Origin of the sequence: uncultured Oscillibacter sp., assembly GCF_900544955.1 — a bacterium.
In the GTDB taxonomy this organism is placed as follows: Bacteria; Bacillota; Clostridia; order Oscillospirales; family Oscillospiraceae; genus Oscillibacter.
This window is the reverse complement of the sequence record NZ_UQXD01000005.1, coordinates 16,239-30,101: the sequence shown is the minus strand read 5'-3', so window position 1 is coordinate 30,101 and position 13,863 is coordinate 16,239. Positions and strand designations below refer to the sequence as shown.

15 protein-coding genes are annotated in these 13,863 nt (G+C 58.5%); 5 read left to right on the top strand and 10 right to left on the bottom strand.

The window, feature by feature from the left end:
* Positions 1 to 172 precede the first annotated feature (172 nt).
* Positions 173 to 736, top strand: coding sequence for a DUF4352 domain-containing protein (locus QZS21_RS02255; protein ID WP_295579734.1), 564 nt, complete (start codon positions 173 to 175; stop codon positions 734 to 736).
* Positions 737 to 804: 68 nt separating this feature from the next.
* Here QZS21_RS02255 and QZS21_RS02250 read toward each other — a convergent pair whose 3' ends face one another.
* Entirely contained in the window at positions 805 to 2,061 is a 1,257-nt protein-coding gene (locus QZS21_RS02250) for a diaminopimelate decarboxylase (protein ID WP_295579732.1), read from the bottom strand.
* A gap of 204 nt (positions 2,062 to 2,265) precedes the next feature.
* On the opposite strand from QZS21_RS02250, the gene QZS21_RS02245 reads away from it, so the two are divergent.
* Together QZS21_RS02245 and QZS21_RS02240 are read left to right on the top strand one after the other, a co-directional pair.
* A complete protein-coding gene (locus QZS21_RS02245) occupies positions 2,266 to 2,439 on the top strand; it encodes a DUF6472 family protein (protein ID WP_295579729.1) in 174 nt (57 codons plus the stop codon).
* A 12-nt stretch (positions 2,440 to 2,451) separates the two neighbouring features.
* Positions 2,452 to 2,970, top strand: a complete 519-nt coding sequence (locus QZS21_RS02240; RefSeq protein WP_295579727.1) for an NUDIX domain-containing protein — start codon at positions 2,452 to 2,454, stop codon at positions 2,968 to 2,970.
* Between the two features lie 42 nt (positions 2,971 to 3,012).
* Here the strand turns inward: QZS21_RS02240 and QZS21_RS02235 are convergent, their stop codons facing one another.
* Complete coding sequence (locus QZS21_RS02235; RefSeq protein ID WP_295579725.1) at positions 3,013 to 3,237, bottom strand: helix-turn-helix domain-containing protein; 225 nt, start codon at positions 3,235 to 3,237, stop codon at positions 3,013 to 3,015.
* 106 nt (positions 3,238 to 3,343) lie between these two features.
* On the opposite strand from QZS21_RS02235, the gene QZS21_RS02230 reads away from it, so the two are divergent.
* The gene (locus tag QZS21_RS02230; RefSeq protein WP_295579723.1) at positions 3,344 to 3,610 is read left to right on the top strand and encodes a hypothetical protein; all 267 of its coding nucleotides are present in this window, start codon (positions 3,344 to 3,346) and stop codon (positions 3,608 to 3,610) included.
* 77 nt (positions 3,611 to 3,687) lie between these two features.
* Here the strand turns inward: QZS21_RS02230 and QZS21_RS02225 are convergent, their stop codons facing one another.
* Positions 3,688 to 4,134, bottom strand: a complete 447-nt coding sequence (locus QZS21_RS02225) for a MarR family winged helix-turn-helix transcriptional regulator (RefSeq protein WP_295579721.1) — start codon at positions 4,132 to 4,134, stop codon at positions 3,688 to 3,690.
* 155 nt (positions 4,135 to 4,289) lie between these two features.
* Here QZS21_RS02225 and QZS21_RS02220 point away from each other — a divergent pair, with 155 nt between their 5' ends.
* Positions 4,290 to 6,026 (top strand): FUSC family protein, encoded by a 1,737-nt coding sequence (locus QZS21_RS02220; RefSeq protein ID WP_295579719.1) that lies wholly within the window; start codon positions 4,290 to 4,292, stop codon positions 6,024 to 6,026.
* Between the two features lie 362 nt (positions 6,027 to 6,388).
* On the opposite strand, the gene ilvD is transcribed toward QZS21_RS02220, so the two are convergent.
* From ilvD to QZS21_RS02185, 7 genes are all read right to left on the bottom strand, one after another.
* Complete coding sequence (gene ilvD, locus QZS21_RS02215) at positions 6,389 to 8,068, bottom strand: dihydroxy-acid dehydratase (RefSeq protein WP_295579716.1); 1,680 nt, start codon at positions 8,066 to 8,068, stop codon at positions 6,389 to 6,391.
* Between the two features lie 64 nt (positions 8,069 to 8,132).
* Positions 8,133 to 9,113, bottom strand: a complete 981-nt coding sequence (locus QZS21_RS02210; RefSeq protein WP_295579714.1) for a hydroxyacid dehydrogenase — start codon at positions 9,111 to 9,113, stop codon at positions 8,133 to 8,135.
* A gap of 18 nt (positions 9,114 to 9,131) precedes the next feature.
* Entirely contained in the window at positions 9,132 to 10,418 is a 1,287-nt protein-coding gene (locus tag QZS21_RS02205) for a TRAP transporter large permease (RefSeq protein WP_295579712.1), read from the bottom strand.
* Positions 10,418 to 10,867 carry a TRAP transporter small permease gene (locus QZS21_RS02200; RefSeq protein WP_295579710.1) on the bottom strand — a complete coding sequence of 150 codons (450 nt, stop codon included), beginning with the start codon at positions 10,865 to 10,867 and terminating at the stop codon, positions 10,418 to 10,420. Before QZS21_RS02200 ends, QZS21_RS02205 begins: the two co-directional genes overlap by 1 nt.
* A gap of 142 nt (positions 10,868 to 11,009) precedes the next feature.
* Positions 11,010 to 12,080, bottom strand: coding sequence for a DctP family TRAP transporter solute-binding subunit (locus tag QZS21_RS02195; RefSeq protein ID WP_295579708.1), 1,071 nt, complete (start codon positions 12,078 to 12,080; stop codon positions 11,010 to 11,012).
* Between the two features lie 26 nt (positions 12,081 to 12,106).
* Complete coding sequence (locus QZS21_RS02190; protein ID WP_295579706.1) at positions 12,107 to 12,781, bottom strand: RraA family protein; 675 nt, start codon at positions 12,779 to 12,781, stop codon at positions 12,107 to 12,109.
* Positions 12,782 to 12,994: 213 nt separating this feature from the next.
* On the bottom strand, positions 12,995 to 13,768 hold the full coding sequence (locus QZS21_RS02185; RefSeq protein ID WP_295579703.1) for an IclR family transcriptional regulator: 774 nt from the start codon (positions 13,766 to 13,768) through the stop codon (positions 12,995 to 12,997).
* Positions 13,769 to 13,863: the final 95 nt, after the last annotated feature.

Here is a 13,863-nt window from a genome sequence, read left to right as displayed (position 1 = left end):
AAATACCACAGCTCCCGGGGAAAGTAAAGAGTTGAGGGAAACTTTCTGGATGAAAATTGGAAAAAAGCTGTTGCATTGCCTGAGGAAGCGTGGTAAACTAGCCGCGTACGCGCTTTTGCGGGGCAGCCGGTTTGCGGCTGCTATCAAAAATGATCAATGGAGGAAGAATATCATGAAAAAACTGGGGTCTTTGGTGCTGGCGGCGCTTCTGGCGCTGGCGCTGGCGGGCTGCGACAGCATTCCCGGCCAGTCGTCCGGGAGCAAGGGCGGCGACGGCTACGCGGAGGACGGCTATGCAGAGGGCCGCCTGGGCAGCACCATGCACACGTATTTTTTTGATTATACGGTGAACAGCGCCTACCTTTGCAGCGAGTACGAGGGCTACACCCCCGCCGACGGCAACGAGCTGCTGGTGGCGGAGGTGACGGTGAAGAACACCGCCACCGAGAGCATCGTTATGTGGGACGACGATTTCCAGGCCCAGTGGAACGACTCCGCCAGCGACGGCACCTATTCCCTCCCCATCACCGAGGAGACCCCGGCCGTCAGCGACGAGCAGCTGCCCGATGAGTATGAGATGGCGGTGGACGAGGAGCGGACCGGACTGCTGGTGTTCGAGGTTCCCGCCGGCAACAAGGATTTCTCCATCTCCACCATGGAGTACTTCGACGACGGCACGGAAGAGGGCCAGGAGGGCGACGTCTTCTTTGTCTTCTTCACCGCCGAGGCGAAGTAAGGGCACGCCTACATAGAAAAAGAGGAGCGCCGCGGCACAGCCGCGGCGCTCCTTCATTTGGCGCGGAATTACCAGACCAGGGTGGAGAAGTAGTCGTCCACGGTCTCGGCCCGGCGGATCAGCTCCACGGAGCCGTCCTCCTTCAGCAGCAGCTCCGCGGAGCGGAGCTTGCCGTTGTAGTTGTAGCCCATGGCGAAGCCGTGGGCGCCGGTGTCGTGGAGCACCAGCAGGTCCCCCGGCTGGATGGCGGGCAGCATCCGGTCCACGGCGAACTTGTCGTTGTTCTCGCACAGGCCGCCCACCACGTCGTACTTGTGGTCGCAGGGGGCGTTCTCCTTGCCCAGGACCGTGATGTGATGATAGGCGCCGTACATGGCGGGGCGCATCAGGTTGCAGGCGCAGGCGTCCACGCCGATATACTCCTTGTAGATGTGCTTTTCGTGGATAGCCCGGGTCACCAGGTGGCCGTAGGGCGCCAGCATGAAGCGGCCCAGCTCCGTGTACAGGGCCACGTCCCCCATCCCGGCGGGGGTCAGAATCTCCTCATAAGCCCGCCGGACCCCCTCGCCGATGAGGGCGATGTCGTTGGTGGGCTGCTCCGGCCGGTAGGGGATGCCGATGCCGCCGGAGAGGTTGATGAAGGTGATGTGGACGCCGGTCTCCGCCTGGAGCTCCACCGCCAATTGGAAGAGAATTCTGGCCAGGGCGGGGTAGTACTCGTTGGAGATGGTGTTGGAGGCCAGGAAGGCGTGGATGCCGAACTCCTTGGCGCCCTTGGCGGCCAGGCGGGTGAAGGCCTCGGCGATCTGGGGGCGGGTCATGCCGTACTTGGCGTCGCCGGGGTTGTCCATCACCTGGAAGCCCTCCCGGGTCTCCCCCAGGGTGAACACGCCGCCGGGGTTGTAGCGGCAGCAGATCTTCTCCGGAATGGCGCCGATGGACTGCTCCAGGTAGTCCACCAGGGTCAAATCGTCCAGATTGATGACGGCCCCCAGGCGGCTGGCCAGCTGAAACTCCTCGGCAGGGGTGTTGTTGGAGGAGAACATGATGTCCTCCCCGGTGACGCCGCACCGCTCCGCCATGAGCAGCTCCGCCAGGGAGGAGCAGTCGCAGCCGCAGCCCTCCTCCTTCAGCAGCTTCAAGATGGCGGGGGTGGGGGTGGCCTTCACGGCGAAATACTCCCGGTAGCCCGGGTTCCAGGCAAAGGCGGCTCTCAGGCGGCGGGCGTTCTCCCGGATGCCTGCTTCATCGTAGATGTGGAACGGCGTGGGGTACTGGGCGGCGATGGCCTCCAGCTGTTCCCGGGTGGCAAAGGGCGTTTTCATAGGCGGTCAAATCCTTCCGTGTGGGCCGGGCAAGGCGCCCGAAATTGTATCCCATTTTACGAGCAGTTTCCCACTTCTGTCAAGGAATTTGCCGAGAAACGGCAATCTGCACGGGATTTTTCAGGGAAGAGGGGTTGCTTTCGTCAATATGAAGGGGCTTGGAAGGCGGGGGCGGGTGTGGTATACTGGCCGGGAGGTGATGGAATGGCGGCGAACTGCGAGGAGTGCGTGTATTACGACTATGACGAGGAGGCGGACGCCTTTACCTGCTCCAAGGACCTGGACGAGGACGAGATGGAGCGGTTTTTGCGCGGGGCCAACAGCGCCTGCCCCTTTTACCGCCGGGGCAGCGACTACGAGACCGCCCGGCGGCAGTGAGGAGGCAAGGCGATGGAGTGGGTGGATTTATACGATGAAAACCGCGTCCCCCTGGGGCGGACGGCGGAGCGGTACGGCCCCAAGGGGCCGGGGGAGTACCGCCTGGTGGTCCACGTCTGCGTGTTCGACCGCCGGGGCCGCCTGCTGATTCAGCAGCGGGCGCCGGGGAAGCGCATCTGGCCGGGGTACTGGGACGTGTCCGTGGGCGGCGGCGTGGACGCCGGGGAGACCAGCCGCCGGGGGGCGGAGCGGGAGTTTTTGGAGGAGCTGGGCTTCCCCCTGGACCTGACGGGCCGCCGCCCCACGGTGACGGTGCAGTTTCCCGGCGGCTTCGACGACTTCTATCTCCTGGTACAGGATTTGGACATCGGGGCGCTGACCCTCCAGGAAGAGGAGGTGCGGCAGGTCCGCTGGGCGGAACTTGCGGAGGTGCTGGAGCTGGTGGACGCGGGGGCGTTCATCTCCTATCCCAAGAGCTTCCTCACGTATCTCTTCGACACCCGGGAGACCTTCGGCTTTCCCGCCAAATAAAAAGGGCCGGACAGTGCTTGTCCGGCCCTTTTTGGTTTCCGTTCAGAGAGGACCCGTCCCCCGGGGATAGGGCCTGCGGGTGTCCGTCAGCCCCAGGATGTAGTCCACGGAGGTCTCGTAATACCGGGCCAGCTGCACCAGGGCCGTCAGGGGAATTTGGCGCTGGCCGTTTTCGTATTGGGAATAGGTGTTCTGGCGGATGTTCAGGAGGTCCGCCAGCTGCTGCTGGGTCATGTCCCGGTCCTCCCGCAGATCTTTCAGGCGCAAGCCAACACCCCCTCCAAACAGCTCCTATTATATGGAATACCCCTCAGAGATATTGACAAAAATCTCAATTCGAGATATTCTAAACAAAAAGCGGGGAGGCGAGGGGATGCGGCGAGGCCAGGGGTTTTTGGAGTGGCTGGCGGGGGAGATCAACGTGGAGTACTTGTCGGACTTGCGGCGGCCGGAGCGGAGCGTCCGGGGGCGCCTGGCCTGGCTGCTGGCGGACGTTCCGGCGGAGGCCGCCACCCTGAAAGAGTGGAACGAGGCCGGGTGGTATCTGCTGGAGCTGCCTCCGGCCAACAGCGGCGCGGAGGCCCGGGAGCAGCTGCTGCGGGAATTGAATAAGACCAGGGACGGCCGGCTCTCCAAATGAGAGCGGCCGTCCCTGGTGGATTTGCGCGGCGGTTTTCATTTTCCGGAAAATAAAAGCCCGGAGAAGGCGGCGTGCCTCTAGTTCAGCTTGACGAGAATCTCGGATAAGACGGTGACGGCACCGTTCAGCTTCTGGAGATCGGCGTCGGTCAATTGGCTCTCCAGGGACTGGAGAAAGGCCCTGTTTTTCAAATGGTAGCCGTCCATGTACGACAGGGCCCTGGCGGTCAGGCGCAGTTCAATGACCCGCCGGTCGTCCGCCTTGTGGACGCGCTCCACAAACTGGTGGGCGGTCAGCGTGTCGATCATCTTCGTCACCTGCTGCTTCGGAACCCCCAGGTGCCGCGCCAGCTCCGTCATGGAGACGGCGCCGCAGGCCCGCAGGGTCTCCAGGCAGTAGTAGGTCTCCAGGCTCATCTCCCCGTTTAAGGACTCCTTAAACGGGCGGACGAGCTTGGAGTGCCAGCGCGGCAGGGCGCGCAGCAGATTTTTGACAAATTGCTCCGAGATGTTCTCCGTGCCCATGTGTCCTCCCTCCGGATTCCCCGTTGACAAACCAAGTATCGAATAGTATCATAGATCATTAGTAAATAATTCATGACTATCATGTTTTTGCTATCATATTATACAATGCCCGGTCCAAATGTCAACGGAAATCCGTGCAAAAAGGGGTGCGGCCTATGGGCAAGAGTAAGATTCCGCAGAGAATCCGGGAGCGCTTTCGGTTCAGCACACTGAGCTTTCTCTTCATCATCGCCTATGTGAATCTCTTCCCGCGGATTTTGGGACAGGAGAATTCCATTGTGGCCGTGATCTTCACCATCCTGATGTCCGCCTCCATGGTCCGGGACCTGACCGCCACCCCCATCCGGCACCTGCTGCTGCAATCGCTGGTGCTGGTGTGGATGGCGTTTGCGGCCTACTGGGTGACGGTGCTTCCGGCCCTGCCGTCGTTTTTGGTGGATTTTTCCACACTGCTGGTGATTTTGTACGCCTTTACCTACGAGTACTCCACCCACATGTATTTTCCCTACATCCTGTCCTATCTCTTCTTGGTGTTCATCTCCCCCGTCAACGCGGCCCAGCTGCCGGGGAGAATGACCGCCATGGTGGCGGGGGCGGTGTCTATTTTGCTCTATCAGTGGGTGATGGGAAGAAACCGCATGGTGGAGACGGCCCGGGACGTGCTCAGCGAGATGATCGACCTTGTGGATGCATACATCGCCGGAAAGCTCTCGCAGACGGAGGCACAGCCGGATTTTGCGGCGGTGCACGAGAAGCTGTGCACCCTGAGCAAGCTGGTCTATGACCGGAGAAAACGAGTGCTGTGCGTGTCAGAGGCCGGGTTTTCCGTGGTGGACGCCGGGCGCGGGCTGGAGCACCTGCTGTTTTTGGCCCATGAGTTGCCCCCGCGGCCCTCTCCCCGAGAGCAGGACCTCCTGCGGCAGACCGCCGTGCAGCTCCAGGCGTTCCGGGCCTTTCTCCACCAGGAGCGGGAGCTGCCGGCGCTGGACCCCCGTGATTTTTTCAGCCGGGAGGAGGCCGCCGGGGAGCCGTTTTATAAGATGCTGGTTTACATCCGGGACCGGATGGTGCATATGACGGCCCCCCAGAGCCGGACCCACGGCCGTCCCACGGCCCAGTCCCTGAAGCTCCGGCTGTTCGCCGCCATGGATTTGAGCCCCATGCGGGCGGCCTATGCCGTCCGGGTGGCGCTGCTGCTGTCCTGCGCGACCCTGCTGGTGCAGACGCTGGCCCTTCCCCATGGGAAGTGGCTGCTGTTCACGCTGGCCTCCGTGTCGATGCCGTATGCGGACGACGTTCCCGCAAAGATGAAAAAGCGGATCGCCGCCACGGTGGCGGGCGGGCTGCTGTCGGTGGTCATTTACTCCCTGATTGCCTCCCCGGCCGGGCGGACTGCGGCGATGATGCTGTCCGGCTATCTCTCCTTTTACTTTACGGACTACACGGAGACCTTCATCTGCTCCACCATCGGCGCGATGGGGGGCGCGGTGTTCATGACTGCCTTCGGCCTGCCCGCGGTGGGCGGCGTGTTCCTGATCCGCCTGGGGTATATCCTGGCGGGGGCGGCGATTGCCTACGTTGCAAACTGCGTGGTATTTCCCTTTCAGCGGGCCATGGCGACCAGGCTGCTGTGGAAAAAATACCGGTCGGTCACGGAGCTTTTGGCACGGGTGTCCCATGCGGACCACCTGGATGCCCAGCTCTATTACAACCTGGTGATCCAGGCCCATCTACAGGAGAGCAAGCTGATTCAAAACGCACATCTGGAGCAGTGGGAGGAATTCCCGGAGCTGCTGAAAAAATGTAGGGAGCAGGTGCGCTCCGCCCACCGGACGCTGATTGCGGAACGGGTGGACGCGCCGGTGTTTGAGACGGAGCACCTCCCCACGTGAGGCCCGCCGGGCCCTGTCAAACCACCGCGCATGCTCCTGCGGGAGCATGCGCGGTGGTTTCTATTCCGTTTGACAGACAAATTTGTAACCAACACCCCCGCCGACTGGGAAAAGCCACTCAAAATCACGTTTCTACCGCGTGACAGGAAGGGGGGAGCAGTCCGCCCAAAATATGTATGATTTTGCCTGCCGCCGGAAAACGGTTCGATTTGTCTGCATGAAGACCCTCGCTTACAAAGTGCTTTGACTGAATAAGCGGGTCAATGCAAATATTTGGATGAAATCTTCTGCTGAAGGGGTGAGGGAAAAGCTTCCATATTGGAAAGAAGCTGTTTGGAATGGCTTTTCAGAATGTTTGCGCGTCACATCTTTGTGACCTGAAAACGGGCTTCCGATAAGGGATCCATATTTCCCCCCAGCAATCCCGCCCTTGCGGTAGACCGGTAGATTTTTAGCATTTGGCTCTCCTCCACGGTGGCGGGCAGCTGCGTCGGTGTGTATGTTTCGGCCTTTCGCATCCGCAGCAGCGTGTCTCCGTCCAGAATACTTCCCTGATAGACCCCGTCCACAAGCGACAGGGTTCGGGAGGGAATGTCGATTGCAATCCGGTCTCCGGTGCGGACGAGCCCAATCGGCCCTCCGTCGGCGGCCTCCGGACACACGTATCCAATCGCGGGACCTTTCGTACAGCCGGAATACCTGCCGTCGGTGATTACCGCCGTTGTCCGCTCCAAAATCTCATCCGCCGAAATTCGCTCACTGATGCGGAACAGCTCCGGCATACCCGCTGCATGGACGCCAAGTCCGGGGATGACCAGAATGTCACCGGATGCGACAAGACCTGCGTCAATGGATGTGATGGCATGGTCCTCAGAGTCAAAGACGACGGCCCGGCCAATATGGCGGCGCATCTCGGGAAGAACGGCGCTGTGCTTCACCACAGCGCCCTCAGGCGCCAGATTTCCCTTGAGAATCGCGATGCCTCCGTCTGGTTCCCGCGGCGTATTTCTTGGAACGATGACGTCCTCAACATGGAGGGCATAGTTTTTCAAAAACTGCCGATGCACCAGGTAGTTCGACTGCCGATAGGCCTCCAGGTTTTCCCCCAGGGTTTTCCCCGTAACGGTCAGAGCATCAAGGTGCAGGGTGTCCCGCAGCTCCCACATGAGCGCCGGCACCCCGCCGGCATACCAGAAGTACTCCGTCGGATATTTGCCGGTTGACTGGATATTCACAAGGTAGGGGGTGCTGCTGTGAATACGGTCAAAGCCGTCCAGCGTCAGTTCAACGTGAGCCTCAGATGCTGCGGCCAACAGATGCATGATGGCATTGGTGCTTCCTCCGATTGCGGCGTGTACGGTGACGGCGTTTTCAAAGGCTTTTCGCGTGAGAATGTCCCGACTCCGGATACCGAGACGGATCAACTCCATGATCTGGTTGCCGCTCTCCCGCGCGGCGCGGGTGATGGCGGAATTGGAGGTGGGAATCAGGGCGGAGCCCGGCAGCGCCAGCCCAAGAGCCTCGGCGAGGGCCTGCATGGTACTGGCGGTGCCGAACTGCTGGCATGCACCCGGGCCGGGGCAGGCCCCGGCACTCTTGACGACAAACGCCTCCTCGCTGAAGGCCCCGCTCTGCATCTCCCGCCTGCATTCCCACATGGTATCACAGGCGGAGAAACCGGCGCCCGCGGGCATTGAGCCGCCCGGCATAACGATGGCCGGAAGATTCAGCCGCGCTGCGGACATGATGCTGGCGGGCATGGATTTGTCGCAGGAGGACAGCAGCACGATTCCGTCGGCCATGGACGCCGTTGCCTGCAGTTCGCACATGCAGCACATGAAGTCCCGTGATGCCAGGGAGAAGTACCCGCCCGGCCCCCCCTGGGCCACGCCGTCGCATATATCGGTGCAGCAGAAGATTGCCGGGCGGCCGCCGGCCTCAAGAACGCCGTCCCGCACGGAGTGGGAGAGCGTCAGAAGATGACTGCTCCCCGGGTGGCTCTCTCCATAGGCGCTTTGAATCATGACATGGGGCTTTTCCAAATCGCGGTAACTCCATCCCATTGCCAAGTGCAGCCCGTCGCTCTCCGCGCTGCACCGGCGCATATCATGACAGCTTCCCATGTTTCAAAACCTCGGGATTGCACACAAAGATCGGGTGACCCTCGTGAAATGCCCTGACGTTTGCCATGCTCTGTCGCTTTACATTCGCGATGGAGGTCTCCGACCGCCATGCCATGTGCGGCGTCAGAAGCACCTTTTGATTGCGGAATACCGGACTCTTGGCGGTCTCCGGCTCATGCTCCAAAACATCCAGCGCGGCGGCGGAGACGATTCCCGTGTCCAGTGCGTGCGCGAGGGCCTGCTCGTCCACAATCCCCCCGCGGGCTGTATTCACCAGGATGACGCCCTTTTTCATGAGGGAGAATTCCCGGCCGCTCAACAGATGAATCGTCTCCGGAGTTTTTGGCGTATGAATGCTGATGAAGTCCGACTGTTTCAGCAGCAGATCCAGAGAGACCGGCTCCGCTCCAAGCGCCCGGATCTGCGATGCGGGGACATAGGGATCGTCCACCAGAATGCGCAGATCGAAGCTTTGCATCATTTTCAAAAATGCCGATCCGATTCGGCCGCACCCAATAATTCCCAGTGTCTTGCCGCTGATGTTTTGGCAGTCATAGGGAGAACTGTCCCATACAGCGGTTTCCGCCACCGCCTTGGCCGCCGGGCAGAGGCGCTTTGCACAGGCAAACAGCAGGGTGAGCGCCATTTCCGCCACCTGTTTGGTGTATACCTCCGGGGTGTTGCAGACCGGAATTCCTCGCTCCGTCGCGCAGGCCACGTCGATGTTGTCGTAGCCAACGCCGTGTTCCACGATCAGCCGCAGGTGTTTGGCCCTTTCCATGACCTCCCGGTCGATTTTTGTCACATCGGTCATAATGATATCCACGTGCTCTGCCTGCTGAAGCAGTTCCTCCCGGGTGAGATCCTGGAGAACGGTAACGGTCCCGATATCCTGCAAGGCCATGAGGTCGTCCTCACAGTACCGGATTCCAGCGCCGAGGCCGGTAATAAGTATTTGATACATGGTGGAACCTCCTCGTGATCAGATGAATCCGCCCAGACGCGGAAGGAGCAGACAAATTTCGGGCACACAGGCCATGAGGATCATGACCAGGATGCTGACAAACAGGAACGGCCAGACGTAAGGGATCATTTTCTCAAATTTGACCTTGGAAACCTGCGCGGAGGCAAACAGGCACATGCCGAAGGGCGGCGTGATCAATCCAATGTTCAAAGCGACTACCATAACCGCGCCGAATTGCAGTTCGTGGATCCCCACGGTGCGGGCAATTGGCGCTAAAATGGGGGCGACCAAGATCATAGCGACCGCATTGTCCATAAACATGCCCAGGAAGAGAATGAGCAGGATTGCCACTGCGAAGATAAATGCCGGAGAATCGTTGATTCCAAGCAGCATCTGCGTCAGCTGACCCGGAATGCCGGCGCGGGCCATCATCCATGTGATGATGGCGCCGGAGGACATGAGAAGATACATGTCCGCGGAGGTCTTTGCCGTGGTGCCCAGAGAGTCCATCACATCCTTGACGGTAATCCCCTTCAAAATGAAAAGGCCGACCACCAGGGCATAGAACACGCCGACCACCGCGGCCTCGGTTGCGGTGAAGATGCCGGAGAGAATTCCGCCCAGCATGATGATGGGCATCAGCAGCGCCAGAATGGACTGCTTCACGATGCCGGGGACTTCCTTCAGCTTGATAAACTGTCTGTCATCCGGCAGGTTGTGTTTGTTCCGCATGAGCCGGACGACCAGCATAAAGGAGATTCCCAATAAAATACCTGGGATAAAGCAGGCCAAGAGCATACCGCCGATGGAGGTCTGCGTAACCGCACCGTACAGCACGGCGATGATGCTGGGCGGAATGGTGGGACCGATGATTGCTGCGCATGCGATCAGGGCGGAGGACCATTCCCTGGAGTATCGCTCTTTTTCCAGCGCGGGGATGAAGATGGGGCCAAGCGCCGAAACGTCGCTGACGCCGGCGCCTGTCAAGCCGGCAAACAGCATGGAGGTGAGGATGGTGGTGTGGGCGGTGCCTCCGCGAATCCGCCCCACGAACAGCTTTGCAAAGTTGATCAGTTTGTCGGTAATCTTTGATTTGCTCATCAGGTCGCCCGCCAGAATGAAGAATGGCACGGCCAGCTGAACAAAGCTGTTGATTCCCTCGTAGTAAGCGGAGATGATTGCCATGGGGTTGTTTCCCGAGACAAGGACCCAGACACTGCCGATAAGGCCCAGACCCACTACCACAGGGATGCCCCCCAGAATCGCCAGGAGGAGGAAGATAAATATCAAGGCAGCAATTCCCATTACTTGTCACCTCCTGGATTTGCCTGGCGCCCCGACGCCTTTCGCAGCAGATGGTCCAGTTCAAAGAGAATGGAAAAGAGCGCCCCTACGGGAATCGACAGATACGACCAGAATTTCGGGATGCCGCTGGCGCCAAACTTCATTTTCAGACCGAGAATCGCAAATTGAACACCGTAGATAAGCAGGAAGCAGAAGAACACCAGCGCAAAAATATGAAATATCATCCGCACAATCCGCTCGTTTTTCTCCTGCAGCCGCTCAATCAAGATAGTTACAGAGATACAGGATTGGTCTGCGAATACGAGGCTGCCTCCTAAAAAGGCGACCCACATCATAGAGATCATGGCGAATTCCTCAATCCAGGCTGCGCCGGAAGAAAAGACAAAACGCAGGATTACCTGACTAAACACCAGGACAGATAAAACCGCCATGATGACAATGCTGATCATTCTGCAAAGAGACGCTATGCGGGATGTCAGCCCTTGCAGCATCCTGGAGACGTGTAACACGTGCATTTCCCCCCTTTTTGAAAATGTCCCCGTGAATTTGGACTTTTCACGGGGACATGTCGCCTGTTGATGACGCGGATATTTAGGTTGTGTATCCAAGACCTGCAAGGGCCTGCTCCGAGGCGGCGAGGACCTCATCCACCAGTTCTGGATGATCGATGTTTTCGCGGATGAATGCGATGGTCTTATCCTGGCATTTGTCCTTAAACAGATTCAGCTCCTCGTCGCTGGGCTCATAGACCTCTACCACAGAGGGGAGATAGTCCATGGCAATCTCCGTCTGAACGTCTGCCAAGCGTTGTCCGACCTCCTGCATCTTTGCACCGCCCATGTCGATGATGCGCTGATAGGCCACCGGCAGGGAATCGTACCACTGCTTGCTCATAACGAAGGAATCGGTTGTCCAGACATGCTTGTCCAACGTCAGGTAGTCTTGCACCTCGTAGAGATTGCCCATGACAAAGGAAGGAATGCCGTTTTCCTGCCCATCCACCACCCCGGTTTGCAGGGCGGAGTAGAGCTCCGTCCAGGAGATGGGAGTGACATTGGCGCCCAGATTTTTCATGATTTCCATGTGGGCGGCCATATTCATCGTCCGTATGCTCAGACCGGCCATATCGTCCGGAGTGCGGATGGGACGTTTGCTGTTGCTCGTGGAGCGGAAGCCGCCGGAGACGGAGGCGAGATGAAGAACGCCGGTCTTTTCCGTAAAGCCCTGCCAGAAACTGTTACCAAAGGAGCCGTGCAGCACAGAGAGTGCGTGGGCGTCATTTTTGAACAGGTACGGAATGGAGAACACCAGGTAGTCAGGGTAGACCGCGGCAAAGGAACCATCGGAGATGGAGCCGGCAATTTCCAGTGTGCCGGCCATAACCTGCATCATGCAGGCGTCGGCATCTCCCAAAGCCCCGCCGGGGGAGATGTTCACCGAGATTTTCCCCTGAGACTCGCGCTCTACATACTCTTTGAAGGCTGCCGAGGCGCCGTGGATATAGTTGGTTTCGTCTGCTGCCTCACTGTGGGCGATGGTGATGGAGATGGGCTCCAAGTCCTCCAGATTTTCCGCAGACGAAGGGCTGCCGGACTGTCCGCAGCCCGTCACGGCGCTGCAGACGATTGAGATGGCGCAAAACAAAGGAAGCATTCGCTTCATGGATCGTTCCCCCTCTCTATGTTGTTTTACAAGATGTGGTATGTGTTCCACGTTTCTGTCGCGCTTAAACCATTTCGAATCGCGTCGCGCACCTCGTTTTCCGCCCCCGCCTTTTCAAAGGCCTTCTCCACGACCTCCTCGGCGATGTCGGCGGGGACCACCACCACGCCGTCGTAGTCTCCAAAGATGAGATCGCCCGGATGTACGGTGACCCCGCCGCACTCAATCGTGCATTGGTAGTCGATTACGTCCGTTCTCCCCTTGGAATCCAAGGGATTTGTCCCACGCAGAAACAGGGGGAACGCCAGTTTGCGGATGGCTCTCGTGTCGCGGCTCATACCGTCCAGCACGGCGCCGGACGCGCCCCGGCCCATCGCGGCGGTGGTGAGCAGTTCCCCCCAGAACCCGCTGCAGATGGACCCGTTGGTGGTGGCCACCAACACGTCTCCCTGGGACAGCTTGTCCACAGCCTGGAATTCCAGCTTGTAAGGCTCCTCCGGCTGATCGTACACGTCTGTGGCCAAAACGGTAAAGGCCCTGCCGACGACGACATCGTCCTCTTTGAGCGGGTGGATGGTATAGTGCATGGCTTGATTCCGGTACCCCATCTCGTCGAGAATGTCCGCAAGCAACCCGGAGTATAGTTCCGCTTTGATGACCTGAAAATCCATTGTCCTCGCCCTCTCTTTCACCATGTCCATATCTGGATGTTCTGCGTCTCATAATGTGAAATGCGATCCACAATACGAAACTCTATTTTTATCATAGAAAGGGAAGGGGCATTTGTCAATTTTCAGATTTTATAAAGATTGAAAAGTGAACTTGTGATAAATATATAAAAAGCGTTTCAAAAAAACGGCGGGCCTGTGGAGAATGCCCACAGACCCGCTGCCGTCTATTAGAATACGCATGAATTATTTCCACTCGGTTTTTCCGAAATGCATACTGATTTTTTTCCCCACACCCACCAGACTCTCCGCGACGACGCGGATGTATGCCTCGTTTAAGCGACTGGCGGGGGCGGATACGCTGATGGCACCCTGCGCCTTGCCGGAATAATCGATGATGCTCACGGCGATACACCCGATCCCATTTTCGCTTTCCTCGCATTCGATTGCGTAACCGGTTTTGCGGACTAGTTGAATGCGGGTCATCAGCTGCTGAAAATCAGTGATGGTATTGTTCGTATATTTGACAATGCTGCTGGTTTTCCAGAACTTTTCAATTTCTTCGTCGGAATAGGTGGCGAGAATTGCCTGGCCGCAGGCGGTGCAGTACATCGGATTTCTGGTTCCCACATGACTTGCCACACGTGCCGCGTTTTTGCCGCCCTCCTCCACATAGATGAAGAGGACGTCGTTGTTGTTGGGAACTGCCAGATTGATGACTTCGCCGATGACTTGGCTGGCTCGGATCAAATAGGGCTTGGCAAATTGCAGAATATCGGTTTTATGTACAACGCCGGAGCCTATTTCGAAAAGCTTGATGGTCAAATAGTACCGATGGCTTTCCTCGTCTTGTGTGACGTATCCCAGCTTCATTAAATTGGCCAATAAGCGGTGTGCCGTGCTCTTGTTCAAACCGGTTTGCCCGGCAAGCGCCGCCAGAGTTTCACCATGGGGTTTCTCTGCCAAAGCCTCTAGGAGAGAAAACGCTCTCTCCAAGGATTGTACCGAGGGTGCTTCCATATACAATCTCTCCCTGTCTCTCTCCCGGTATTATTTTGGAAAACCCAAATATTGGATAGTTATATCCATTATACACAATCGGTGGCCTTGGTCAA

Coding starts and splice junctions, on each gene's coding strand:
- QZS21_RS02255 (WP_295579734.1), top strand. CDS start 173: ATGAAAAAACTGGGGTCTTTGGTGCTGGCGGCGCTTCTGGCGCTGGCG.
- QZS21_RS02250 (WP_295579732.1), bottom strand. CDS start 2,061: ATGAAAACGCCCTTTGCCACCCGGGAACAGCTGGAGGCCATCGCCGCC.
- QZS21_RS02245 (WP_295579729.1), top strand. CDS start 2,266: ATGGCGGCGAACTGCGAGGAGTGCGTGTATTACGACTATGACGAGGAG.
- QZS21_RS02240 (WP_295579727.1), top strand. CDS start 2,452: ATGGAGTGGGTGGATTTATACGATGAAAACCGCGTCCCCCTGGGGCGG.
- QZS21_RS02230 (WP_295579723.1), top strand. CDS start 3,344: ATGCGGCGAGGCCAGGGGTTTTTGGAGTGGCTGGCGGGGGAGATCAAC.
- QZS21_RS02225 (WP_295579721.1), bottom strand. CDS start 4,134: ATGGGCACGGAGAACATCTCGGAGCAATTTGTCAAAAATCTGCTGCGC.
- QZS21_RS02220 (WP_295579719.1), top strand. CDS start 4,290: ATGGGCAAGAGTAAGATTCCGCAGAGAATCCGGGAGCGCTTTCGGTTC.
- QZS21_RS02210 (WP_295579714.1), bottom strand. CDS start 9,113: ATGTATCAAATACTTATTACCGGCCTCGGCGCTGGAATCCGGTACTGT.
- QZS21_RS02205 (WP_295579712.1), bottom strand. CDS start 10,418: ATGGGAATTGCTGCCTTGATATTTATCTTCCTCCTCCTGGCGATTCTG.
- QZS21_RS02200 (WP_295579710.1), bottom strand. CDS start 10,867: ATGATCAGCATTGTCATCATGGCGGTTTTATCTGTCCTGGTGTTTAGT.
- QZS21_RS02195 (WP_295579708.1), bottom strand. CDS start 12,080: ATGAAGCGAATGCTTCCTTTGTTTTGCGCCATCTCAATCGTCTGCAGC.
- QZS21_RS02190 (WP_295579706.1), bottom strand. CDS start 12,781: ATGGACATGGTGAAAGAGAGGGCGAGGACAATGGATTTTCAGGTCATC.
- QZS21_RS02185 (WP_295579703.1), bottom strand. CDS start 13,768: ATGGAAGCACCCTCGGTACAATCCTTGGAGAGAGCGTTTTCTCTCCTA.